This window comes from Hypericibacter adhaerens (assembly GCF_008728835.1).
Taxonomy (GTDB): Bacteria; Pseudomonadota; Alphaproteobacteria; order Dongiales; family Dongiaceae; genus Hypericibacter; species Hypericibacter adhaerens.
Genome location: NZ_CP042582.1, coordinates 983,343 through 1,008,676, shown reverse-complemented (window position 1 = coordinate 1,008,676; position 25,334 = coordinate 983,343). Strand labels below are relative to the sequence as shown.

At 67.6% G+C, this 25,334-nt stretch carries 19 protein-coding genes; 17 read left to right on the top strand and 2 right to left on the bottom strand.

Annotated features, from left to right (window positions below):
- Positions 1-29: 29 nt before the first annotated feature.
- The 7 genes from FRZ61_RS04485 (at position 30) to FRZ61_RS04455 (ending at position 6,598) form a co-directional block, all read left to right on the top strand.
- Positions 30-1,271, top strand: coding sequence for a TauD/TfdA family dioxygenase (locus FRZ61_RS04485; RefSeq protein ID WP_151115188.1), 1,242 nt, complete (start codon positions 30-32; stop codon positions 1,269-1,271).
- 79 nt (positions 1,272-1,350) lie between these two features.
- Positions 1,351-2,946, top strand: a complete 1,596-nt coding sequence (locus FRZ61_RS04480; RefSeq protein WP_191909297.1) for an ABC transporter substrate-binding protein — start codon at positions 1,351-1,353, stop codon at positions 2,944-2,946.
- Positions 2,946-3,893: an ABC transporter permease gene (locus FRZ61_RS04475; protein WP_151120680.1), complete on the top strand. Its 948-nt coding sequence runs from the start codon at positions 2,946-2,948 to the stop codon at positions 3,891-3,893. Before FRZ61_RS04480 ends, FRZ61_RS04475 begins: the two co-directional genes overlap by 1 nt.
- An 18-nt stretch (positions 3,894-3,911) precedes the next feature.
- Positions 3,912-4,763, top strand: a complete 852-nt coding sequence (locus FRZ61_RS04470) for an ABC transporter permease (RefSeq protein ID WP_225309111.1) — start codon at positions 3,912-3,914, stop codon at positions 4,761-4,763.
- A 50-nt stretch (positions 4,764-4,813) separates the two neighbouring features.
- The gene (locus FRZ61_RS04465) at positions 4,814-5,785 is read left to right on the top strand and encodes a TauD/TfdA dioxygenase family protein (protein ID WP_151115184.1); all 972 of its coding nucleotides are present in this window, start codon (positions 4,814-4,816) and stop codon (positions 5,783-5,785) included.
- A gap of 222 nt (positions 5,786-6,007) precedes the next feature.
- On the top strand, positions 6,008-6,286 hold the full coding sequence (locus tag FRZ61_RS04460; protein WP_151115182.1) for a hypothetical protein: 279 nt from the start codon (positions 6,008-6,010) through the stop codon (positions 6,284-6,286).
- A gap of 18 nt (positions 6,287-6,304) precedes the next feature.
- Positions 6,305-6,598 carry a hypothetical protein gene (locus tag FRZ61_RS04455; RefSeq protein WP_151115180.1) on the top strand — a complete coding sequence of 98 codons (294 nt, stop codon included), beginning with the start codon at positions 6,305-6,307 and terminating at the stop codon, positions 6,596-6,598.
- A 192-nt stretch (positions 6,599-6,790) separates the two neighbouring features.
- Here the strand turns inward: FRZ61_RS04455 and FRZ61_RS04450 are convergent, their stop codons facing one another.
- Positions 6,791-7,795, bottom strand: a complete 1,005-nt coding sequence (locus FRZ61_RS04450) for an AAA family ATPase (RefSeq protein WP_191909296.1) — start codon at positions 7,793-7,795, stop codon at positions 6,791-6,793.
- A 207-nt stretch (positions 7,796-8,002) separates the two neighbouring features.
- Here FRZ61_RS04450 and FRZ61_RS04445 point away from each other — a divergent pair, with 207 nt between their 5' ends.
- From FRZ61_RS04445 to FRZ61_RS04420, 6 genes are all read left to right on the top strand, one after another.
- A complete protein-coding gene (locus tag FRZ61_RS04445; RefSeq protein WP_191909295.1) occupies positions 8,003-11,386 on the top strand; it encodes an MFS transporter in 3,384 nt (1,127 codons plus the stop codon).
- 290 nt (positions 11,387-11,676) lie between these two features.
- Entirely contained in the window at positions 11,677-13,467 is a 1,791-nt protein-coding gene (locus FRZ61_RS04440) for an adenylate/guanylate cyclase domain-containing protein (protein ID WP_151115174.1), read from the top strand.
- Positions 13,468-13,661: 194 nt separating this feature from the next.
- Positions 13,662-15,395 (top strand): NAD+ synthase, encoded by a 1,734-nt coding sequence (locus FRZ61_RS04435; protein ID WP_151115171.1) that lies wholly within the window; start codon positions 13,662-13,664, stop codon positions 15,393-15,395.
- A 48-nt stretch (positions 15,396-15,443) separates the two neighbouring features.
- Positions 15,444-16,751 (top strand): nicotinate phosphoribosyltransferase, encoded by a 1,308-nt coding sequence (locus FRZ61_RS04430; RefSeq protein ID WP_151115169.1) that lies wholly within the window; start codon positions 15,444-15,446, stop codon positions 16,749-16,751.
- Between the two features lie 20 nt (positions 16,752-16,771).
- On the top strand, positions 16,772-17,548 hold the full coding sequence (locus tag FRZ61_RS04425) for a nucleotidyl transferase family protein (RefSeq protein ID WP_151115168.1): 777 nt from the start codon (positions 16,772-16,774) through the stop codon (positions 17,546-17,548).
- A 487-nt stretch (positions 17,549-18,035) separates the two neighbouring features.
- Entirely contained in the window at positions 18,036-18,995 is a 960-nt protein-coding gene (locus FRZ61_RS04420; protein WP_151115166.1) for an IS110 family RNA-guided transposase, read from the top strand.
- Between the two features lie 209 nt (positions 18,996-19,204).
- On the opposite strand, the gene greB is transcribed toward FRZ61_RS04420, so the two are convergent.
- A complete protein-coding gene (gene greB, locus FRZ61_RS04415) occupies positions 19,205-19,699 on the bottom strand; it encodes a transcription elongation factor GreB (protein ID WP_225309110.1) in 495 nt (164 codons plus the stop codon).
- A gap of 370 nt (positions 19,700-20,069) precedes the next feature.
- On the opposite strand from greB, the gene FRZ61_RS04410 reads away from it, so the two are divergent.
- The 4 genes from FRZ61_RS04410 (at position 20,070) to FRZ61_RS04395 (ending at position 25,308) form a co-directional block, all read left to right on the top strand.
- Positions 20,070-21,938, top strand: a complete 1,869-nt coding sequence (locus tag FRZ61_RS04410; RefSeq protein WP_191909294.1) for a CHASE4 domain-containing protein — start codon at positions 20,070-20,072, stop codon at positions 21,936-21,938.
- Positions 21,935-23,257: an ATP-binding protein gene (locus FRZ61_RS04405; protein WP_151115161.1), complete on the top strand. Its 1,323-nt coding sequence runs from the start codon at positions 21,935-21,937 to the stop codon at positions 23,255-23,257. The genes FRZ61_RS04410 and FRZ61_RS04405 overlap by 4 nt, the downstream gene beginning before the upstream one ends.
- Before the next feature lie 198 nt (positions 23,258-23,455).
- Entirely contained in the window at positions 23,456-24,334 is an 879-nt protein-coding gene (locus tag FRZ61_RS04400; RefSeq protein WP_151115160.1) for a DMT family transporter, read from the top strand.
- Between the two features lie 128 nt (positions 24,335-24,462).
- Entirely contained in the window at positions 24,463-25,308 is an 846-nt protein-coding gene (locus FRZ61_RS04395; RefSeq protein ID WP_151115159.1) for an iron-containing redox enzyme family protein, read from the top strand.
- Positions 25,309-25,334: the final 26 nt, after the last annotated feature.

Sequence of the window (25,334 nt, the reverse complement as noted above, 5' to 3'; positions counted from 1 at the left end):
GGAGCAGGCGGTTCTCGGATCGAAGGCACATGAGCATGGGCAACATCGCCGGCCGCACCGCATCGGGCACGCCTCTCCCGCCGCCGAACCTCGGACAAGATGCCATCGCCGAGGCGACCGGTTCAAACCGCAGCATCGAGATCGTCTGGCGCGACGGCCATCGCAGCCGCTATCCGGCCTTCTGGCTGCGCGACAACTGCCGGTGCCATCTCTGCGGCGACCCGGCGATCGGCAAGCGGCGCCTCCGGATCGGCGGCCTGCCGCCCGATCTCGCCCCCGCCAAGGTGACGCTGTCGCCGGACGGAGGCCTGACGATCGAATGGGCGCCGGACGGTCATGTCAGCCGCTACGAGGCGGGCTGGCTGCGCGAGCACAGCCTGTCCGTGGCGGACCGGCTCTCCCGGTGGCATCGCGCCCTGCTCTGGGACGGCAGCATCGCGCAAAGGCTTCCGGACGCGGATGCCGCCCAGGTCGCCGCCGACCCGCAGGCGCGGCTCGACCTCTACCGGAAGGTCCGGGATTACGGCATCGCCCTGGTGCGCAACCTGACGCCCGAGCTGGGCGCGCTCGAGAAATTCGCCGCCCTGTTCGGCCCGCTCGTCGAGACGAATTTCGGCCGGGTGTTCGAGATCCTGTGGACGTCGGAGCAGAAGAGCATCGCCAACTCGACCGAGCCTCTGATGCCCCATACGGACGAGCCCTACCGCTACAGCCCACCCGGCATCATCCTGTTCCACTGCATGGATGCCAGCGCCGATGGCGGCGGGGTCTCGATCTTCGTCGACGGCTTCGGCGTCGCCGAGGCGCTCCGGCAGGCCGAGCCGAAGATGTTCGAGCTGCTGAGCCGCGTCAGGGTCCCCTACCGGCGCCATTATGCGGGCGAGGTCGACGTCCAGACCGCCGCCCCCCTGATCTCGGTCGATCCCGACGGAAACATCGAGGGCGTGCGGTTCAACGATCGCGTCATGGCCCCGCTCGATCTGGACGCCGGCGAGATCGAGGCGTTCTATACGGCATTCCGGCTGCTGTCCGAGCTCTACTACGACGAACGGCGCTGGTGCCTCGTGCCCTTGCGACCCGGCGAGCTGATGATCTTCGACAATCACCGGGTGCTGCATGGCCGGACGGCCTTCAGCGCGGACATCCGCCGGCGGCATCTGCGCCAATGCCATGTGGACCGCACCGAGTTTCACAGCCGGTTGCGCATCCTCGCCCGCAAGCTCGGCAGCGACGAGGCGGAGCTGCGCCTCGCCGCCGGCAGCCACGCCTGACCGCAACCATCGCCCCGGCCCGCCAAGGCCGGCGCCTGGCATCACAACCTCAATGACGGAAGACCAAGGGAGAGAAAGCGTGAAAGACGAGAATCGCGGGCGGCAATTCATCGGTGGCCAGGGCCTGACGCGCCGCCAGCTCATGGCGGAGGCGGCTCGGCTGGGCGTGGCGCTCCCCTTTGCCGTCTCCGTGCTCGCGGCGACCGGCACGGCGCGCGCCGCCGACCCGACCCCCGGGGGACAGCTGCGCATCGGCTTCAAGACCGGAACCGCCAACGACACGGCCGACCCGGCGAAATCCTATCACGCGGGCGACCATGCCCGGATGCGCCAGCTCTACAACACGCTCACCGGCACCGGCCCCGATCTGGTGCCGCGGCCGGAGCTGGCCGAGCGCTGGGAGGCGGACGAGAGCGGGCAGAGATGGAAGTTCTTCCTGCGCAAGGATGTGCAGTTCCACGATGGCCGGCCGCTGCGCGCGGCCGATGCAGTCTACAGCCTGCGCCGGCTGCTCGATCCGGCCGTGGCGTCGCCCTATCGCTCGCTCGTGGCCCCCGTGGTCGACGCCGATGCGATCAGCGCCGACGGCGATTCCACGGTGCTGATCAACCTGAAAGCGCCCTATGCCGACCTGCCCTCGCTGCTGGCCAATTACAATGTCGGCATCGTGCCCGAGAATTTCACGGCCTTCGATCACGCCGTCGGCACCGGTCCCTTCAAGCTGAAGGAATTCAAGCCCGGCATCTCCACGACCCTGGTCCGGAACGAGAACTACTGGAAGAAGGGACTCCCCTATCTGGACGGGCTCGAGCTGCGCGTGGTGGCGGACCCGGTGGCCCGCGTGAACGGGTTGCTTTCCGGCGAGCTCGACATGGTCGAAGCGCTGGATGCGAAGTCCGTGGATCTGGTGAACAACTCGCCGAACGCGGCCGCCTTCCGCAGCCCCTCCGGCTATCACGTGCCCATCGTCATGGAGATCGACCAGCCGCCCTTCGACAAGCCCGAGGTGCGGGCCGCCCTCAAGCTGCTCATCGATCGGGAGCGCGTGCTGAAGCTGGTCTATAACGGCCTGGGGCAGGTCGGCAACGATCAGCCCATCGCGCCGGTCTACCCCTTTTATTGCAGCGATCTGCCGCAGCGCCAGCGCGACGTGGCCAAGGCCAAGGAGCTGCTCGCCAAGGCGGGGGCCTCGGACCTCAGCGTCGAGCTGCATTGCTCCGACGCGGTTCCGGGCGGGGTGGCGCTGGCCACGCTCTACAGCCAGATGGCGGCCGAGGGTGGCGTCACGGTGAAGGTCATCCGCGATCCGAGCGACGGCTACTGGAAGAGCATCTGGCTGAAGGTGCCGTTCTCGGTTTCCGGATGGAACATGCGCGCGACGGCCGACATCATGCTGAGCCTTGTCTATGAATCCGGCGCGACCTGGAACGAGACCCACTGGAAGAATCCGGAGTTCGACAAGCTGCTGGCCGACGGCCGGCAGACCCTCGATGCAGCGAAGCGCAAGGACATCTACTGCCAGGCGCAGCGCATGATCTCGGATGACGGCGGCGTCATCGTTCCGGTCTTCATCGACCTGCTGGACGGCGTCTCGAAGAAGATCCAGGGTCTTGTGCCCTATCCCACCGGCGCCATGGGCGAATGGCATTGGGAGGAGGTCTGGCTGCAAAGCTGATGTGGTCGCTGCTGGTCCGCCGCACCCTCCAGGGGGTTCTCACGCTGCTCGTGGTCTCGGTCCTCGTTTTCGTGGGGACCGAGATCCTGCCGGGCGACGTGGCGGATGCCGTGCTCGGCCAGAGCGCCACGCCCGAGACGGTCGCGGCGCTGCGGCAGGCGATGGCGCTGGATCAACCGGCCGTTCTGCGATACCTCACCTGGCTCTCCGGCTTCGCGAGCGGCGATCTGGGCACCTCGCTCGCGACCGGGCGCGCGGTGTCGGAGCTGATGGGCGAGCGGTTGGGCAACACCCTGCTGCTCGCCCTGGCGACGGCGGCGGTCGCGGTTCCGCTGGCGCTCCTGATCGGGATCTTCTCCGCGATCTATCCCCGCAGCCTCGGCCTCAAATCCGTCATGGTCGCCGCCTTGTGCACGGCCTCGGCGCCGGAATTCTTCGTGGCCGCCGTCCTGGTCGCCGTCTTCGCGGTCAGCCTGCGCTGGCTCCCCGGGATCGCCTATCTGAGCGACGGGCAGTCATGGCTCGCGACCCTGCGCACGCTGGCGCTGCCGGTCATGACCCTCACCGCGGGCATCCTCGCTCATATGGCGCGCATGACCCGCATGGCGCTGCTGAACGTGCTGGAAGCGCCCTATATCGAGACCGCGACCCTGAAGGGCGTCAGCCGGCCCGCGATCGTGCTGCACCATGCGCTGCCCAACGTCGTGGCGCCCGTCGCCAATGCGGTGGCGATCAACCTCGCCTATCTGATCGGCGGGGTCGTGATCGTCGAGACGATGTTCAGCTATCCGGGCCTCGCCAAGCTCATGGTCGATGCCGTCACCACGCGCGACATCCCGATCGTGCAGGCCTGCGCCATGGTGTTCTGCAGCGCCTATGTGATCCTCAATCTGGCCGCGGACATCGTCTCGATCCTCGCCAACCCGCGCTTGCGGCAGCCCCGGTAGGAACGGAAGCAGGCAGCGATGGCAACCGAGAATCTTCTCGCCGGCAGCTCGCGGATGATCCGCCGCCGGACGGACATGGCGAGCCTGGCCGGGCTGGCCATCGTCGGCGCCTGGATCCTGGTGGCGCTCTTGGCGCCCCTGCTGGCGCCTCACGGCCAGGCCGACCTCGTGGGCGATTCCGCCTTCGGGCCGATGAGCGCCGACACACTGCTCGGCACCGATTCGCTGGGCCGGGACGTGTTCTCCAGGCTGCTCTACGGCGCCCGGCTGACGCTGGGGCTGGCCGCCGTCACGACCTTCTTCGCCTTCGTCGGCGGCGTCCTGCTGGGCGGCATCGCGGGCCTGTTTCGCGGGCTACTCGACACCCTCCTCAGCCGTGCCGTCGATGCGCTTCTGGCCTTTCCGGCCGTGATGCTGGCGCTGATCGTGATCACCGGGCTCGGCACCTCGCTGCCCGTGCTGGTGGGAACGGTCGCCCTGATCGAGGGCACCCGCGTCTTCCGCCTGTCGCGGGCGCTCACCATGGAGATCTCGGTGACCGAGTTCGTCGAAGCGGCCCGGCTGCAAGGCGAAGGCACCCTCTGGATCGTCTGGAAGGAGATCCTGCCGAACATCCTCCAGCCGCTGGTGGCCGATCTCGGCCTTCGCTTCACCTATTCGATCCTCTTCATCAGCGCGCTCAGCTTCCTGGGCCTCGGGGTCCAGCCGCCCCAGGCGGATTGGGGAGGCATGGTGCGCGAGAACATGTCGGGGCTTCTGGCCGGCTCCCTGGCGCCGATGGCCCCGGCCGCCGCCATCGCCTCGATCACGATCGGCGTGACGCTCACGCTGGATTCCCTCGTTCGCAAGCGCGATCTGGGGCCGGCCTAGCGAGCGGACCGCCCTTTTTCTCGACACAGGAAGCGACCCGGAGAAAGACAATGGCCTCCTCGACCCTCCAGACAACGGCCGCCAAGCAGCCCGAGCATATCGACGTCTCTCCCCTCACCCTCCATATCGGCGCGGAGATCGGCGGCGTCGATCTCAAGAAGCCGCTGCCGCCCGAGCAGCTCAGGGAGGTGCGCGAAGCCTTCCTCAAATGGAAGGTCGTCTTCTTCCGCGGGCAGCATCTCGACCATGCGCAGCATGTCGCCATGGCGCGGCAGTTCGGCGAGCCGACCATCGGCCACACCGTCTTCGGCCATGTCGATTCCTATCCCGAGGTCTATTCGGTCGCGAAGATCCGGGCCGCGAACCGCGAGGACGAGACCGCGCTCCTGACGCCCTGGTACGGCTGGCACACCGACATCACGGCGGCGGTGAACCCGCCCTGCGCCTCGATCCTGCGCGGCGTGACGATTCCGCCCTATGGCGGCGACACCTACTGGACCAGCCTCGCCGCCGCCTATGCCGGCCTGTCCCAGCCGATGCGCGCCTTCGTCGACGGGCTGCGCGGCCTCCACAAGTTCATACCGCGCGACGACGGGGGCTCGATGGAATATAACGACCTCATCAAGCGCCGGGCGCTCGAAAGCGAGCATCCGCTCGTGACCGTCCATGCGGAAACGGGGGAGCGCGTCCTCTATGTCAGCCCCTATTTCCTGACCTCGATCGTCGGGATGACGCCCCGCGAGAGCCAGAAGATCCTGGAGATCCTCTGGGAGCACATCACCCGTCCGGAATACACGGTGCGCTTCAAGTGGCGCGAAGGCGACATCGCCTTCTGGGACAATCGCGCGACCGCGCATCTGGCGCCCAGGGACATCTACGATTCCGATTTCGACCGGCAGCTCTACCGGGTCACCCTGGTCGGGCAACCGCTGGTCGGGGTCGATGGGACGCCGTCACGATCCCTCAGAGGCCAGCCGATCCTCTCGGCCGCCCAGGAACTGCGCAGCCAGGCGGCCGGATAGTTCGGCCCTGTCATTCTGCGGCATGGCTGGGATGCTGGCCGCGGCTGCGACAGCCCGTCGCGCTGGAACTGGCGCTCCAGCAACCCGTTCTTAGAAAGGTGACGCCTGTGCTTTCAGGGATCTTTCACGGGTCCCTGCGACGATCGCATCGGATCGCCGATCATCCCGCCGGGCGACGCCATCAGGCCCCGCCCTCGCGACAAGAGAGGGGCTTTTCAAGGTATGAAGCCCATGCGCATCGCCGCGATCAACCAGCAGCCCGCCGAACTCCACATCGTCTATGAGCCGCGGCCCGACGGCCCGATCATCGGCTTCTTCAAGGAGACGCCGATCGCCGCGGCGGTGCTCGATTATTTCGGCCGCCGTTTCACCTATGACGGCGTCGCGCCGCACCGGCGCGACGGCAGCTACGACGTGAAGGCGCTGCGGCCGGGCGAATGGATCGTGGAGCCCGGCCTCGTCTATCGGCTCGATGCGGGCCGGCCCGCCCGGGCGGCCTAGGCCAAGCCGGAGACGGACATGCTGGACATCGCCGCCATCAAGTCGCGGTTCGCGACGATCAAGCATGACCATATCGACTTCCACGTCATCGTCGATCCCACCGTCGACGGGCCGGTCATCGGCTTCTATGGCGAGCAGCCGATCGCGGCGGCGATCCTCGACCATGCCGGCCGCCGGCTCGTCTTCCACGGCATCGCGCCGCTGCGGCGCGACGGCGGCTATGACGTGACGTTGCTGCGCGCCGGCGAGTTCGTCATCGAGCCGGGATTCGTCTATCGCCTCGAGACGGCGCCGGCCGCAAGGGCCGCCTGACGGACAGCGCCCCGCATCCTTTCCTGCGTAAGGGTCATATATCTCTTCCTCTCCCCCACAAACGTGGGGGAGAGGGTAGGGTGAGGGGGCGGCCGAAGAACCGAACGAGTTTTTCAACATCTCGCCCGGCATCGAAGCCCCTTCACCCTACCCTCTCCCCCCGGCTTCGCGGGTGGAGAGGAAGGAATAACGTCACGGCACCGCGTGGAACCGGTACGGCTCCGCCATCAGCCCGTCGACCGCGGCCGCGGCCTTCTTGGTGCGCTCGGTCCAGCCGCCATCGATGATCGTGTAGGCGAGCCCGCGCCGGTCGAGCGCGTCGGTGAAATGCGCCAGCGTCATCTGCCGTGATTGCCCGGCATAGCGCAGCGGGTCGGGCGTGAAGGGCACGTCGTCGGCCATGAGCAGGCGCAGGTCGTAAGGGCGCCGGGCGATCTCGGCCTCGACCGCGGGCGGCACCTTCCCCAGCGCCACCTCGCTCCAGACCGCCGTGCAGACATGGTCGGTGTCAAGCACCAGGAGCCGGTTGGCCTGGCGGGCGAGCGCGTCCTCGGACGCCGCGTGGCCTTTGGCGATGATCTCGATGTCGGCGAGGTCCGGATATTTCGAGGGGTCCGTGGCCTCGAGATAGGAGCGGGCGAATTCCGGCACGTGGACGGTGCGGAACACGGCCGCCAGGCGCCGCGCGAAGGTGGTCTTGCCGCAGCTCTCGGGCCCGACGATCGCGACCCGTTTGAGGAAGGAGGGCCGCGCCTCGGGCAGAAGCAGCCCCCAATGCTCGCCGATCCCCGCCGTCACGCGGCTGGCCGAGATGGGGATGGCGTCGCGCGGCGCATCGACCGGGATGAAGCGCGCGCCCAGATCGGCCGCGAGCCGCTTTCCATAGCTCTCCGAGGCGAAGAGCAGCTCGGGTGCCCGGCCTTCGAGCAGCTTCAGGATGGCCCGGTTCCATAGCTGCCAGAAATCCGGAGCGGCGGAGTCCTCGGGCAGCGCGTTGTGGAAGCGGTGGATGCGGGCCAGGCCGCGGAACTGGTCGGCGAGCCAGCGATGGCGCACCGCGCCGGGGATGGCGTCCTCGTCGCGCGTGTTGAGCATCACGTCGAGATCGCCCTGGCACCAATGCGAGGCGAACTCGATCAGGAATTTATGGCCGACGGTCGGCAGGCGGAAACCGCCGATGATGAAGCCGCGGGGCATGGGATGAGGTCAAGCTCCTGGTCGATCCGTCCCATCCTAACGCCATCGACCGCGGGCGCGCCAACAAGGGAGCGGCGCGGCCCTGGAACGAAACCCGGGCGTTCCGCGGAGACTGCGATAATATGGGCGCGCCTTGCCCAGGGGGAACGGGCATGGGTGGGGCGGCATGCGGGATGTCATGAAGCGGCGGGACGGTCGGGGGCGCCCATGAAACCGGTCGATGGCGAGGCGAAGGGCTACGGCGCCCTCCTGCGCCGGCGCGGTTTCCTCGCGCTGATGACGGCCCAGTTCCTGGGCTCCCTCAACGACAATATCCTGAAGATGACGGTCGTGCTGGTCGCGACCGGCACCAGCGAGGCGACAAACGCCGAGGCCGCCTCCTTCATCGCAGCCGTGGGCGGCGCCTTCATCCTGCCCTTCCTGCTCTTCTCCGGCTGGGCCGGCCAGCTCGCCGACCGGCGGCGCAAGGACCGCGTCGTCGCCCGGGTGAAGCTGTTCGAGATTCCGGCCATGCTGATCGCGATCCCGGCGCTCATGAGCGGCCAGGAATGGGCGATGCTGGGCGCCCTCTTCCTGGTCTCGACCCAGGCCGCCTTCTTCAGCCCCGCCAAATACGGCATCCTCCCCGAGATCCTGGATTCGACCGCGCTCTCGCGCGGCAATGCGCTGCTCGAATCCTCGACCTTCCTCGCCATCATCCTCGGCGCCGTCATCGGCGGCCTGCTGTTCGACCTGATGAGCCCGGCCGCAATCGGCGCGATCATGGTTGCGATCGCGGCGCTCGGCGCCTTCGCCGCCTTCCATACCGAGCGCGCGCCCGAGCCGCGCGAGACGCGGCCCTTCTCGCTCCGGCCCTCGGCCGATCTCCTGCCCGGCTTCAAGGCGATCCTCGCTAACCGCGACATGGCCATGACGGCCGCCGGCATCGCCTGGTTCTGGCTCCTCGGCGCCTTCCTCCAGATGATGGCGATCCGCCTCGGCCGCGAGGATCTGGATCTCGGCGGCTCGGGCACCGGCCTGCTGCAGGCGGCGGTCGCGATCGGCATCGGCGTGGGCTCGCTTGCCGCCGGGCGGCTCTCCGGGCCCAAGGTCGAGCCCGGGCTGGTGCCGCTGGGCTCGATCGGCATGGGCATCGGTGCGCTCTGGCTTTCGGGCGTCACCGGCTCGGTCGAGGCGGCCCTGCCGGCGCTCGCTTTCCTGGGCGTTGCCGGCGGCCTCTTCATCGTGCCCTTGAACGCGGCGATCCAGCTCAAGGCGCCGCTCGACGAGCGCGGGCGCGTGGTGGCCGTCACCAACATGGTCGGCACCGCCGGCATCCTGCTCGCCTCCGGCCTCGCCTGGTTCTTCGGCAGCGTGCTCGAATGGAGCACCGCCGCCGGAATCCTGGCGGCCGGCATCGGCACCCTGATCGCGACCGCCGTCGCGATCTGGACCGTGCCGGAGTTCCTCGCCCGCTTCCTGCTCTGGCTCGCCACCCACACGCTCTACCGGATCCGCATCGAGGGACCGGAGAATGTGCCGCAGCGGGGGCCGGCGCTTCTCGTCTGCAACCATATGTCCTTCGTCGACGGGCTCCTGGTCGGGGCCTGCGTCCAGCGCTTCGTGCGCTTCCTGGCCTGGTCCGGATTCTTCAAGGGCGCCTTCGGCTGGTTCCTCCGCCGCATGAAGGTGATTCCGGTCAGCGGCGGGCGCGACGCGGTCGCCGCCATCAAGCGCGCGCGGGCCGAGCTCGAGGAAGGCCATGTGGTCTGCATCTTCGCCGAGGGCGCCATCAGCCGCACCGGCTCGACGCTGCCCTTCAAGCGCGGGCTGGAGCTGATCGCGAACGGGCTCGATGTGCCGGTGATCCCGGTCCATCTCGACCAGGTCTGGGGCTCGATCTTCAGCTACAAGGGCGGCCGCTTCTTCTGGAAATGGCCCGAGCGGCTGATCCGGCCGGTGACGGTGAGCTTCGGCAAGCCGCTCGCCAGGCCCAGCGCCTGGGCCGCGCGCCGCGCCGTGCTGGCGCTGGGCAGCGAGGCCTGGGCACGGCGCGCCGCCGCCAACGACCGGCTGCAGGTCCGCATCCTCGAGACCGCGAAGCGGCGCTGGCGCACGCAGGCCCTCATGGACACCACCGGCCGCAAGCTCCGCTTCGGCGAAGTGGCGATCGCGTCGATCCTCCTGGCGAAACGGTTCCGGTCGCAGAAGCCCATGGTCGGGATCGTGATGCCGGCCTCGGTCGCGGCGGCGCTGGTCAATGCTGGGCTGATGCTGGCCGGCAAGACGCCGGTCAACCTCAACTTCACCGCCGGCCCCGAAGCCATGGCCTCGATGATCCGGCGCTGCGGGATCGAGACCGTGATCACCGCGAGGGCGTTCCTCGAGAAGGCGAAGCTGGCACCGCCGCCGGGGGCGCTCTATGTCGAGGATCTGCTGACGGGCATCTCGAAGCCCGAGAAGCTCAAGGCGGCGGCGATGGCGCTGCTTCTGCCCGCGCGCCTGATCGCGCGGCTGATGGGCGGACCGCTCGAAGGATCGCCGCCGCCCGCCACCGTCATGTTCTCGAGCGGCAGCACCGGCGAGCCCAAGGGCGCCATCCTGAGCCACCGGGCGATCATCGCCAATCTCGAGGCGGTGGCGCAGGTGCTGTGGATCGACCGCGACGATGTCATCGCGGGCGTGCTGCCCTTCTTCCATTCCTTCGGCTTCACGGGAACGCTCTGCCTGCCGCTGGTGGCCGGCATCGGCGCCGCCTATCACGCCAATCCGCTCGATGCCAAGGCGATCGGGCCGCTGGTGAAGAAATCGGGGGCGACGGCCTTGATCGGCACGCCCACCTTCCTCCAGGCCTGGACGCGCGCGGCCGAGCCCGACGAGATGAAGACGCTGCGCCATGTCGTGACCGGTGCCGAGCGGTTGCGGCCCGAGATCGCCGACGCCTTCGCCGCCAAGTTCGGGCTGCGCCCGCTCGAGGGGTTCGGCATGACGGAGATGGGACCGGTCGTCGCGGTCAACAGCACGGATGTCGAGGACGGTACCGAGGCCCAGGCCGGCCAGAAGGAAGGCACGGTCGGCCGCCCCATTCCCGGGGTCGCGGTGCGGACCGTCGATCCTGAAACCGGTGCCGAGGTGCCCGACGGCGCCGAGGGCATGCTGCTGGTGAAGGGGCCCGGCATGATGGATGGCTATATCGGCGATCCGGCGCGCACGGCCGAAGCGATGGTCGACGGCTGGTACAGGAGCGGCGACATCGCGCTCATCGATGAAGACGGCTTCATCAAGATCACCGGCCGGCTCTCGCGCTTCTCCAAGATCGCCGGCGAGATGGTGCCGCATGGACGCATCGAGGACGCGGCGCTGGCGATCCCCGGCCTGCGCGCCGCGATCGTCGTGGGCGTCCCCGACCCTGCCAAGGGCGAAAAGATCGTCCTGCTCTATGAGGGCGACGCGACGCCCGAGGCGGTGCTCGAAGGGCTCGGCGCCACCGGCCTGCCCAAGCTCTGGCTACCCAAGCGCGACGGCATCCGCAAGCTCGACGCGCTGCCGGTGCTGGGCTCGGGCAAGGCCGACCTCAAGAAGGCGAAGGAGATCGCGGCAGCGGTGGCGTGAGGAAGGGAGCCGATAGCTCCTGCGATCCCAGGGAATCGAACGCGTTCCGCTCAATCGTCATCCCGGCCTTGGGCCGGGATCCATGAACACCCGTTGCACGGAATAGAGCACGGTCGGTGTTCATGGATGCCGGCCTTCGCCGGCATGACGAAAGGGTTGAACCGGCCTTGGTCTGTCTGGGCACGGGGGGTGACGCGAGCGGCGCCAAACACGCTTCATCCGCCTTGGCGGGGGTGACAGGGCTGCAGCGGATGCTAGGATCGCGGTCATAAAGCCCCGGGGGAGGCCTTATGGCGGAGCAGATTCAGCGCAAGCTGGCGGCGATCCTCGCGGCGGATATCGCGGGCTATTCGCGCCTGGCGGGTGCCGACGAGGAGCGCACCCTCGCCCGCTTGCGTGCCCTGCGCAGCGACCTGATCGATCCCTTGATCCAGGTGCATCACGGCCGCGTCGTGAAACGCACCGGCGACGGCAGCCTGGTCGAGTTCCGCAGCGCCGTCGACGCCGTGCGCTGCGCCATCGAGGTGCAGGCCGGCATGGCCGAGCGCAATGCCGGGCTTCCGCCCGAACAACGCATCGATTTCCGCATCGGCATCCATGTCGGCGACGTGGTCGAGGAGAACGACGGCGACCTGATGGGGGACGCCGTCAACATTGCCGCCCGGCTCGAGGGCGAGGCCGCGCCCGGCGGCATCAGCCTTTCGGAGGATGCCTGGCGCCAGGTGCGCGACCGGGTGAAGGAACACTTCATCGATCGCGGCGAGAAGGCGCTGAAACATATCGCCCGCAAGGTGCGCGTCTTCAGCGTCGAGCTCGAGGGTCCGGCCGCGACCCGCCGGCAGGACGGCGCGGCGACGGCAGCCGGCGCCGCAGCCCCGCCGCCGCATCTCTCCATCGTCGTGCTCCCCTTCGCCAATTTCGGCGGCGACCCGGAGCAGGAATATTTCGTCGACGGCATCACCGAGAGCCTGACGACCGACCTCTCCCGCATCGCCGGCTCCTTCGTCATCGCACGGAACACCGCCTTCACCTACAAGGGCAAGCCGATCGACGTGAAGGCGATCGGCCGCGACCTCAATGTCCGCTACGTGCTCGAAGGCAGCGTGCAGCGCGGCGGCAGCCGCATGCGCGTCAATGTCCAGCTGGTCGATGCCGAGACCGGCAACCATCTCTGGGCCGAGCGGTTCGACAAGCCGCTGACCGACCTCTTCGACATGCAGGACGAGATCGTGGGCCGGCTCGCCGGCACGCTCAACAGCGAGCTCATTGCGGCCGAGGCGCGCCGCGCGGAGCGCTCGCCGCGACCGGACTCGATGGATCTGCATTTCCAGGGCCTCGCGGCAGCAGCGAAAGGCTGGGCGCCCGAATACGCCGCCCAGGCGCGGGGTTTCTTCGAGCGGGCGCTGGCGCTCGATCCCGGCAATATCGAGGCCCTCGTCGGGACCGCGACGGTCGACATGATGGGCGGCTTCATCTTCACGGCCGACGATCGCACCTCGCGCTTTTCCGCAGCGGAATCGACCTTGACCCGCGTGCTCAAGGTCGCGCCCAACCATGCCTGGGCGCATTACCTCCTGGGGTTCGTGCTGATCCATACCGCCCGCATCGCGCAGGGCATCGCCGAATGCGAGCGGGCGCTGGCGCTCGATCCGAATCTGGCGATGGCGCAATGGGCGATCGGCCAGGCGAAATATTTCGCCGGCCGCGGCGAAGAGACCGAGGCGCATCTGAACGAGGCGCTCCGCCTCAGCCCGCGCGATACCAACGCCCATATCTGGCTGATGGGTGCGGGCTTCGCCAAGCTGCAGCTCCGCGCGGACGAGGATGCGGCGGCCCGCTTCCGCGGATCGATCGAACGCAACCGCAACCTGCCGATCGCGCATTTCGGCCTCGCGGCGGCGCTCAGCCATCTCGGCCGCACCGAGGAGGCGAAGGCCGCGGCTGCCTCCGGGCTGGCCCTCGACCCGACCTTCACCATCGCCCGCATGCGGGCCGGCGCCGTGACCGACAATCCGGCCTATCTCGCCGGCCGCGAGCATATCTATGACGGCATGCGCAAGGCGGGCGTGCCTGAAGGGTGAACGGCTTTTTCCTTTTCGGATCAGAGGTCTGCGACGGGTTTGCGTCGCCCGCATGGGTCGGAGGACGTCTTTGCGGCTGACAGCGACGGGCGCCATCGCCATTATATGAAGCGAAGTCTCGCCGCATCCTCTCCGGGGATGACGGCTGCCTTCGCCAGATCCGTCCCCTCGGGGATGAGAAAAGGAGTCCTTCCATGACCGCCGCCAAAGGCGTTCTTCGCCTCGCCCTCATCCAGGCCAATCCCACCGTCGGCGCCATCGAGGCGAACCTGGCGCTTGCGCTCAAGCATTGCGAGAGCAACAGGGATGCCGACCTCGTCGTCTTTCCGGAATGTTTCGCCTCGGGCTATCCGCTCGAGGATCTGGTGCTCCGGCCCGGATTCCTGTCGCGCCTGACCCGCGCCATCGACGGTTTCGCCGACGCCGTGCGCAAGCTGGGCGGGCCCGCCGTCCTGATCGGAGCGCCGGTCGCCGGCACCGAGCTTCCCTACAACGCCGCCTACTTCATCACGCCCGACGGCACGGTCCGCGCCGTGCTCAAGACCGAGCTGCCGAACGTCGACGTGTTCGACGAGCGCCGCGTCTTCGCGCAGGGGCAGGATCCCAAGCCGCTCGACCTCAAAGGCTGGCGGTTGGGCGCCATGATCTGCGAGGACATGTGGCATGGCCGCGTGACGCGTGCGCTTGCCGACGAGCTCGTCGACATCCTCATCGTCATCAACGGCTCCCCCTTCGAGGTCGACAAGATGCCGGTCCGGCTCGCCCATGCGCGCGAGCGGGTGCGAGCCTCGGGCAAGCCCCTCGTCTATCTCAACATGGTGGGCGGCCAGGACGAGCTGGTGCTGGATGGCGGCTCCTTCGTCCTCGACGCGGAGGGCGAGATCGTCGCGCAGATGCCGGCCTTCGCCGAGGCGACGCTGCGCCTCGAGCTGACGCGGATCAGAAGCTGGGCGGAGAACGGCTCCATCGAGATCGACAATATCGAGCAGGCCCAGGGCGAGATCGTTCCCTACCCGGACAGCCTCGAATCGATCTATGCCGCCTGCACCCTGGGCTTGCGCGACTATATCGAGAAGAACGGGTTTCCGCAGGCGATGCTGGGCGTCTCGGGCGGCCTCGACAGCGCGCTGGTGGCGGCGCTGGCGGTCGACGCGATCGGCCCGGACCGGGTCGTGGGCGTGATGATGCCGACCCGCTTCACCGGCCATGAGAGCCTCGAGCTCGCGGAGGATCTCTTCCGGCGGCTCGGCTGCCGCCACGGCGTGGCGCCGATCGGCGCCATGTTCGACGCCTACGAGAAGACGCTCGACGAGATCGGGCCCGGCCTCATGGGCACCCGGCCCTCCAACGCGGCCCGCTCCATGGCCTCGGAGAATTTTCAGCCGCGCACCCGGGGCGCGCTGCTGATGGCGCTCTCCAACGCCTATGGCGGGCTGGTGCTCTCGACCGGCAACAAATCCGAGATGTCGGTCGGCTATGCCACGCTCTATGGCGACATGTGCGGCGGCTTCAACCCGATCAAGGATCTCTACAAGACCACGGCCTTCGAGCTCTGCCGCTGGCGCAACCAGAACCATCGCGACTGGATGCGGGGCGGCCGGGATCCGATCCCGCAGGGCATCATCGACCGGCCGCCCACGGCCGAGCTCAAGCCCGACCAGACCGACGAGGCGGCGCTCGGCTCCTACGAGGTGCTGGACACGATCCTGCGGCTCCTGATCGAGCATCTGCTGGAGCCGGCGGAGGCGCTGCGCCAGGCCGAGCGCCAGCTCGGCATCACGCTCGATCCCGCCTATGTGAAGCGCATCGCAAGCCTGGTGAAGAGTGCCGAATACAAGCGCCGCCAGGCGCCGCCGGGGATCAAGCTCACGGGGCGGCCCTTCGGCAAGGGCTGGCGCTATCCGATGACGAACCGCGCGAGCCTCTGAGCGCCCGCGGGCCGGCCCCTTCCCGTCATGCCCTGAGGTTTCCCGCCCATGCCTCTCGTCGATCTCGCCAAGCGCGCCTGGGACCATAATTTCGAGCTCGACCCGGCGGTCCGCAGCCTGCTCGATACGGATTTCTACAAGCTGCTGATGCTGCTCCTGATCTGGCGCAAGCATCGCGACGTGCCAGTCACCTTCTCGCTCAAGAACCGCACCCGCCAGACACGGCTTGCCGATCAGGTGCCGGAATCGGCGCTCCGGGCCCAGCTCGACCATGTGAAGGGTCTGCGCTTCACCAAGTCCGAGCTGATCTGGATCGCCGGCAACACGTTCTATGGCCGCAAGGGCATCTTCCCCGGCGAGTTCATCGACTGGCTGGCGGGCCTGCGCCTGCCCGACTATCAGCTCGAGCGGCGGGACGGCCAGTACCGGCTGGATTTCTCCGGCGCCTGGGCCGAGGTCACGCTGTGGGAGATCTATGCGCTGGCCGTGATCGACGATCTGCGCAGCCGCGCGGCGCTGGCGCGGCTCGGCCGGCTCGAGATCGACATCCTCTATGCACGCGCCAAGGCCAAGGTCTGGGAGAAGGTCCTGAGGCTGCGCCGGCTCGAGAACCTCAACCTTTCGGACTTCGGCACGCGCCGGCGCCACAACTTCCTCTGGCAGGAATGGGTGATCCAGGCGATGGTCGAAGGGCTGGGGCCGAAATTCACCGGCACCTCCAACGCCTATCTCGCCATGAAGCACGATCTGGAAGCCAAGGGCACCAACGCCCATGAGCTGCCCATGGTCTATGCGGCGCTCGCGGGCGACGACGACGCGGCCCTGGCGCGCTCGCCCTATCAGGTGCTGGCCGACTGGCAGGAGCTCTATGACGGCGCGCTCCGCGTCATGCTGCCCGACACCTTCGGCACGACGGCCTTCCTCGCCCAGGCGCCGGACTGGGTGACGGGCTGGACCGGCGTGCGCGTCGACAGCAAGGACCCCTTCATCGGCGGCGAGGAGATGATCCAGTGGTGGCAGGCGCGCGGCGCCGATCCCGCGACCAAGCTCATTATCTTTTCCGATGGGCTCGAGCTCGACACGATCGAACGGCTCCATGCGCGCTTCAACGGCCGGGTGCAGCTCGGCTTCGGCTGGGGCACGAACCTCACCAACGATTTCCGCGGCTGCCCGCCCAATGGCGGGCATGCGTTCGATGCGATTTCGCTGGTCTGCAAGGTCTCGGCCGCCGCCGGCCGCGGCGCGGTCAAGCTCTCCGACAACCCGACGAAGGCGACCGGGACGCCCGAGGAGATCGCCCGCTATGCCCGCATCTTCGGCGAGCGGGGCCGCGAGGCCCATGCGGTCGCCGTCTGAGGCACGGAAGGAAGGAACCCATGTCCAAGCCGCGCGGTTTCGAAGCCCATCCCGATGCCCGAAGCGGCCGCGTCGGGCTCATCGTCGCCGATCTCCAGGTGGTGCATTGGGGCCATGTCCGGCTGCTGATGGAGATGGCCGGCAGTTGCGACACCGGCATCCTCGCCATCGGCTCGACCCAGCTCCACGGCGTCGAGGGCCATCCCTTCAGTTTCGACGAGCGCAAGGAGATGGTGCAGGCGATCTTCGGGCCGCAATTCAAGATCCTGCCGCTCCAGGACATCGACGCCAGCCTCGAGACCGGCGACTGGCTCAAATATGTGCTCTCGCGCATCGCATCGGCGAGCCTGCCGGCGCCCACCGACTATTTCACGGGCTCGCCCATCGATGCGCGCTTCTATACGGAGCATTTCGCCGGCCTCGACGATCCCTCGGTCTCGAACGGCCCGGTGCGGAGCTTCACCTCGGCCGCGACCGGCCGCCGTCTCCATATCGTCGACCGCGCCAGCGCGCCCAACCTCTCGGGCGGCGAGATCCGCCACCTGATCGAGGCGCGCGACCCCGAATGGCGGCACTACGTGCCGGCCCGGCTGTGGAACTATATCGAGCGCCACTACCCGCCTCATCTCCGGACCGCGATCAAGACCGCCGGCGAGCCGCCTGCCGACGTGCCGGTCGGCACGCGCTGGATCGCCGGCAGCGACCCCACTGTCATGGTGCTCCGCGACGACGGGAAATGGCGGCCGCTCCGGGAGAACGCGGGCGAGAAGGCGGCGCGCCGGATGGGGGTGTCATAGGCTTTGTTCTCTAAGAGGGGGCGCGTTCACTCTTTCGTCATCCCCGCGTTCGAGCGCGTGAAGAAATCGAGAGCACCACGCAAGGGCGTAGCAAACACTCAAGCCCCCTCCCCTTGCGGGAGGGGGTTGGGGGGAGGGGTGCCACGGACGCAGCTGGGGGCATCCCTGCGATCAATCACCGCTCTGGAGGCAGAAGGCCCAGACAGGGCGCCAAGCGAGCGAGCCCGAGCAGATCAGGCTCCGCTTATTTGCCAGGATCTCGCACGGCATCGCCCCTCCCCCAACCCCCTTGTATGAGCGAGATGTGAGAGCATGGAGCGTGGTCCGGGCCGGGGTGGCCACCCCGGCCCGGACTGTCGGTTGTCGGATCGACACCCTCGAAGTCTTCTGGACTGCGCGGGAGCGGGATCGCAGCCGACCCTTCATCGGACCCGGATGGTTGCAAGAACACCCTGGTTCGGATCAACGCAAGGTGGGGTCGACGAAGATGAGCAAGTCTATCACGGAAACGGCGGGTATCGACGTGTCGAAGCGCAAGCTCGATGTGGCGTTGGCCGCTGGGCCGGACCGGCTGCAGGCCAGCAACGATCCGGCGGGATACCAGCAGATCGAGAGCTGGCTGCGCGAGCATGGGGTCGAGCGGGTCGGGTTGGAGGCGAGCGGCCATTACGAGGCGGCGGTGGCGGCGCATCTTCGCCGGGTGGGGTTTTGCGTCGTGCTGCTCGATCCGGCTCAGGTGAAAGGCTTTCGGCGGTTCAAGAAGAAGCGAGCCAAGAACGACAAGATCGATGCTCGCCTGATCGCGGTGGCGACGGCGGACATGGAGCCCGACAGCATCCGCCCGGCGCCCGATGAACGTTTGGCGCCGTGGGCCGAGCATCTCACCCTGATCGAGCAGATCGGCGAGGATATCAGCCGGCTGAAGACCCGGCGCGATCGCTACAGCCTGCCGGCGCACAAACGCTATCTCGAGACTGAGATCACCCGCCTGTCCAGGCGCCGCGACAGGGAAATCGTCCGGCTGCTGGCCAAGCTCCGCCGTCACCCCGACCTGGCTCTCAAGCTGGATCTGCTGGAGAGCATCCCCGGCCTGGGCCCGCTCACCGCCCTCAGCTTCGTCCTGCGCATGCCCGAGCTCGGCCGCATGACCCGTGCCGAGGCCGCCGCCCTGGTTGGTGTCGCTCCCTTCGACGATGAAAGTGGCGAGCATACCGGTGAGCGCCATATCGCCGGCGGCAGAAAACGGCTCCGACGCAGCATCTACCAGGCCGCCTTCTCTGCCTCTCAGCGCTGGAACCCCATCCTCCTGGCCCTCTACAAGCGCCTTATCGCAAAGGGCAAGCACCACAAGGTCGCCACCGTCGCTTGCGCCAGGAAGCTAGTTGAGATCGCCAACGCTATCCTCGCCAGGGCTACTCCCTGGCAGGATAAAGCCGTCACTCCATGATCCCCGCACGATCATGGTTGCTCCCGCAAGGGGAGGGGGCGAGAGAGTTCTTTGGCATCGCCGATTCCTTCACACGCTCGAAGGCGGGGATCCATGAACACCCGTCACGCAAAATTGGGCTAGGCCTGTGTTCATGGATGCCGGCCTAAAGCCGGCATGACGAAGAGAATAGTCTCGTCGATTTTGCATATCCGCAACGGTCTCGGGATTTACTTGACCGCCCTCGCCGGATAGCTGATCGCCACGATCTCCACCGTTTCCTCGCCGTTGGGCGTGCGCACGACGGCCGTGTCGCCGACCGCCTTGCCGAGGAGCGCCTTGGCCATCGGCGAGATCCAGCTGATGCGCTGAGGCCCGAACTCGGTCTCGTCGATACCGACGATGGTGGCCTCGACCTCGCGATCGTCCTCGCGGACCCAGCGGACCGTGGCACCGAAATAGACCCGCTGGCGCGAGCCTGGCCGCGACGGATCGACGACCTCGGCCGCCTCCAGCCGCTTGTCGAGGAAGCGCAGGCGCTTGTCGATCTCGCGCAGGCGCCGCTTGCCATAGATATAGTCGCCGTTCTCCGAGCGGTCGCCGTTGCCGGCGGCCCACTCGACGACGCGCACCACTTCCGGGCGCTCCTCGTTCCAGAGCTTCCTGCGTTCGGCCACCAGGCGCGCATGACCTTCGGGCGTGATGTAGTTCTTCGGTGCAGTCACGGACGGCCTGTTCTCCTTCGACTCGGTTCCAGGCCCGGCGGCTTCGGACGACCGAGGCCGGACCGGCGATTCACAGTAAAGAATTCCTTGAAATCCGGTGCAACCCGCATCGCTCGCCGCGGTGCTGCGCCGGAACTATCGAAATATATCGCTCCACCGTCCGCCGATCGCACAACCGTTAACAGTTTTTTTCCCAAGAGCCGCAATCTTTGAACAAATTTTCTCATGCAATTTAGCCTGCGACGATCGGGCCTCATCCACGGCCCGTCGAGGCGAATACCGAAGGCCTGCTGCATTGAAGGCCAGTCGAAAGGCGATCAGAATGACACTCGGGCGGAAATCACCAAACAGCTCCCTCAACAAGAGGGTGATGCTCGTGCTGGGTGCCGTGCTCGCGATTCTGCTGGCGGCCAACGGCACGATCTTCGGCCTCGTCATCTGGCCGGCCTTCGTCGACGTCGAGCAGTCAGCGGCGCAGAAGAACGTCAATCGCGTGTCGGACGCGCTGGCCGGCGAGCAGGACAACCTGGCGCGGGTCGCGCACGACTGGAGCGCCTGGGACCCGACCTACGAATATGTCGTGCAGCCCAACGACGAGTACGACCGCCAGAGCTTCACCTTCGACGTGATGCGCGACCTCAACCTCAATCTCCTCGCCATCTACAACACCGACGGCAAGCGCATCCGCGCCGAGACCTACGATTTCGACAGCGGCAAGGAGCTCGAGGTCGGCACCTTCGCCGACTCCATCCCCGCGAGCGACCCGCTCCTGATGCACGAGATCGATCAGCAGGTCACGGGCATCCTCATGACCGAGCACGGCCCCATGCTGCTGGCGGGATTCCCGATCCTGCAGAGCACCCGGGAAGGCCCGGTGCGCGGCACGCTCTTCATGGGCCGCTTCATCAACAAGGCGATGATCGACGGGCTGGTCAACCAGACCCATGTGCAGTTCGACGTGTTCGGGACCGACCCGGCGGCCTTGCCGGCCGAGCTCGATCCCTTCGCCGCGCGCCTCCTCGCCGACAAGACCGACATCTTCAACATCGCCGACCGCGGCACGCTGGATGCGTTCCACCTGCTGACGACGATGCGCGACGCGCCGCCGCTGATGATCAAGGTCGAGACGCCGCGCGCCATCACCGGCATCGCCCGCACGACACTCACCATCGCCGGCATCTCGACCCTGGTGGCGGGCTTCCTGCTGATGGCGATGATGTGGATCCTGCTCACCCGTCATATCGTCGTGCCGCTGAAGAAGCTGACGGCCCATGTGCTGGAGGTCGGCCAGACCGGCGACCTCACGCGGCGCGTCACCCTCGACCGCGACGATGAGATCGGCGTGCTGGGGCGGGAATTCGACGCCGCCAACAACCAGCTCGACAATGCCCGCCGGCGCCTGCTCGAGCAGTCCTACCAGAGCGGCATGGCCGAGATCGCGGCCGGCGTGATGCATAATATCCGCAATGCGCTGAGCCCCGTGGCCGTCACCCTCTGGAAGCTGTCCGAGACCGCGGCCGTGCCGCCGCCGCCCCACCTCCAGACGGCCTTCACGGAGATCAAGTCGGGCCAGGCCGAGCCGGACCGCCAGCGCAAGCTGCTCGACTATGTGGAGGCCACGGTCGCGAAGGTGTTCTCCGAGCGCCAGCATCTGGCGACGGATCTCAAGACGATCGCGGACCAGAACCGCCATATCGAGCAGATCCTGCAGGACCATACGGCGCTCAGCATGGGCATCCGCCAGGTCGAGCCCGTGGCGCTCGCCAAGACGATCGAGGAATCGGTCCGCCTGCTGCCCGCCCGCGGCACCGCCAATATCGAGGTCGTGGTCAGCCCGGCCCTCGCCACGCTGCCGCCGGTTCAGGGCAATCCCATCGTGCTCACCCAGATCCTGGGCAACCTCTTCATCAATGCCTCCGAAGCCATCGGCGAGACCGGCCGCGGCTCCGGCCGCATCCAGATCGACGGGGCGCTCGATACCGACGAAGGCCGGCCGATGGTGCGGCTGACCGTCAGCGACGACGGCGCCGGCATCGACAAGGCGAATCTCGCCAACATGTTCGAACGCGGCTTCAGCACGAAGCGAAACAAGACGGGCGGCTTGGGCCTTCACTGGTCCGCCAACAGCGTCGCTTCGATGGCCGGCCGCATGTATGCGGAAAGCGACGGCCCCGGCAAGGGCGCACGAATCCACGTGCTGCTGCCGACGGCCGCAGAAGTCACGAGTGCTGCAGCATGATCATCCAGCCCCGCCCCATCTATCGCGTCCTGGTCGCCGACGACGAACGGTCGGTTCTCGACGCCTACCGTACCGTGTTCGGCGAGATCGACGCGCTCTCGAGCCGCGATGCCCTCTCCGATCTCGAGAACGAGCTCTTCAGCACCCAGGCCCCGACGACGGATCTGGCGCCGCATTTCGCCCCCGTGCTCTGCCGGCGGGGCGAAGAGGCGATCGACACCATCATGTCGGCGCGCCAGGACCGGATCGAGTTCCCGGTCGCGTTCCTCGATGTCCGGATGCCGCCCGGCATCGACGGGATCGAGACGGCCGCCCGCATCCGCAGGCTCGATCCCTCGATCAACATCGTCATGGTGACGGCCTACGCCGACACCCATCCGCGCAAGATCGCCGAGCGGGTTCAGCCGTTCGACAAGCTCTTCTACATCAACAAGCCGTTCCAGGCGACCGAGATCCAGCAGTTCGCGCTGGCGCTCACCGAGAAGTGGAAGGTCGAGCAGCAGCTGCGCAAGGTGAACCAGGATCTCGTCCTGCGCTGCCGCGAGCTCGAGGCGATGCATGCGAACCTGCAGGAGGCGCGCGAGCGCGCCGAGGCCGCGAGCCGCGCCAAGAGCATCTTCCTCGCCAACATGAGCCATGAGCTGCGCACGCCGCTCAACGCCGTGATCGGCTTCGCCGACGTGATGCGCAAGGAGACCTTCGGCCCGATCGGCAACGAGCGCTATCGCGAGTATCTCGACGACATCAGCCGCAGCAGCGAGCATCTGCTCGAGGTCATCAACGACCTGCTCGACTTCTCGAAGATCGAGGCCGGCAAGATGGAGGTCAAGATCGAGGACGTCAATCTGGCCGAGCTGCTGTTCAACGCCACCAGCATGATGCGTCCGCAGGCCGACAAGAAGGGCGTCACGCTCCAGTATGTGGCGCCCGCCGAGGCGATCACCGTGCGCGCCGATTCGCACCGGCTGCGGCAGGTCCTGCTCAACCTGCTCTCCAACGCCATCAAGTTCACGCCAGCGCCGGGCCGGGTGACGCTCTCCGCCAACGCCCTCGAATCCGGCGATCTCTCCATTGCCGTCGCCGACACGGGCATCGGCATGTCGGCGGCGGATATCACCGCCGCCCTCGAGCCGTTCCAGCAGGTCGATCAGGGCCTGGCCCGCAAATACGAGGGCACGGGCCTAGGCTTGCCGCTGTCGCGCCGCCTGTCCGAGCTGCAGAACGCGAACCTGGCCCTGACCAGCGAGGTCGGCAAGGGGACGGAGGCGGTGCTGACCTTCCCGCGCGATCTGCATTTCGTGGCCTCGGCCGCCAACTGACGCCGCCGACCACGCCCCCGCGCGGCGATCCTGCTGGCGATGTCGCTGTCGGCTCTCTCATCCTCTAGCGAGCCTGGCTCGTTTTGTCCCTTCCCCCGGCACGGGGGAAGGTTAGGAAGGGGGATGATGCGGTGTCGATAGCGAACAGCCCCCTCCCTGCCCTCCCCCGAAGGACGGGGGAGGGGATATAAGTTCGTGATGGTTCCGCGATCCGCCGTCTGGCGCGGGCTGGCCGTCTCCATCGCCGGCGCCGTCCTTATCAGCTTCGAGACGCTGCTGCTGCGGCTCGTGACCGCGGACATCTGGACCATCATCTGGTGGCGCGGCGTGCTGCTCGGCGCCACGCTTCTTCTCGTCGCGGTGGCTTCCACGCACTCGCTGCGGATCCTGCGGCTCCGGGGAGGGGCCGAGGGGCTGGTGGTGATCGCCTTCGCCGCGGCCGTGTTCTGCTTCGTCTCGGCCCTGCTGCACACGACCGTCGCCAACACGCTCGTGATCGGCAGCGCGGCACCCTTCGCGGCCGCCCTCCTGAGCTGGATCTTCCTGCGCGAGCGCCTGCCCGCCGCCACCTGGATCGTGTCCCTGGTGCTGGTCGCCGGGCTCTTCATCATCTTCTACGACAGCCTCCGCACGGACTCCCTGGCCGGCGATCTCGCGGCGCTCGGCTACGCCTTCTGCCTCGGCGCCTATTTCGTGGCGCTGCGGCGCTCCCGGGGCGAGGCCTTCCTCACGGTCATCGGCTATGGCGGCCTCCTCTCCGCGGCGCTGGCCTGGCCGCTCGCCTCGCCGCTCGCGACCTCGGCCAGCGACGTGATCCATCTCTCCATCCTGGGCATCCTGGTCGTGCCGCTGGCGACGCTGCTGCTGGCGCGCGGCACCGAGCATCTGGCGGCACCGGACGTGACGCTCATCATGATGCTCGACACGCTGCTGGGCCCGCTGTGGGTCTGGCTCGCCCTCGGCGAGACGCCCGACCGCGCCACCTTCATCGGCGGCGCCTTGATCCTCGCCACCATCGTCGCCCACGCCTACATGACGGCGGCGCGCAAACCCGCCGGACGCGACACGATCAATTAACCCTAACGGCGCCCTAATCGCATAAGCCGAGATTCCCTGTGCACCATGCAACCGAGATTTACCCGGCATTAAGCCAGCTATGGTTCGATAGCGCCTGGATTTTCGTCCCCAATTCATTCGAGGCTGCCATGTCGAATCCCAGCTACGTCCGCGGCAAATCGATCGATAATTCGCAGTATGCGCATTTGTCGATGTCGGTCAGTGATGACATCGCGGCTCTCAAGGAAACCGTCTTCCAGCACAAGGCGGTCCGCACCCTGAAGAAGTTCGAGGAGAACCTGAAGTCGCGGATCCTGACCCGCGACGAGATCCGGATCCTGCTCGCTTCCGAGGGCATGTTCGTGCTGGAGGTGCCGCCGGGCATCGTGGCGCTGGCGAGCCGCATGACGGACGAGTGGTTCAAGAAGGAGCCCTTCGCCGCCACGGGCCGCGCCGCGCGCATCCTGTTCGCCGCGGTGGACGAGTACGGCCTCAACGACATGGAGCACGGCCTGCTGCCGAGCCATCACCAGCTCTATGTCGACATGGCGGCCCATTGGGGCATCACCGCCAAGGACCTGCTCGACGACCGCAACATCGTGCCCTCGGCCAAGGAATTTTCCGGAGTCATCGCCGACTACTACCGCAACCGCCCCATCATCGAAGCCCTGGGCTTCCATGTCGCGAACGAGGCGACGGCGCCGCTCGATTTCGGCGTGTTCCTCGCCACCTTCCGCGAGTATCGCGAGCAGTACGGCCTCAAGGCGGAAAACGATCCGCACCTGAACTTCCTGCTCGTCCATGACGATGTCGAGGTCTCGCACCGCGAGATGGGCGTCGAGTGCGTCCAGCTCTACACGAACGGCGCCAAGGCGCTGGTCGAGCAGGCCCGGCGCGGTGTGCTGGCCTATATGGAGTGCTATGGCCGCCTCTTCACCGAGCTGAACGACGCCATCTTCGGGCAGAAGCCCGGCGTCCGTCGCGCCAGCGCCTGACCGGCCCGGCCCCTGACGGTCAAGCC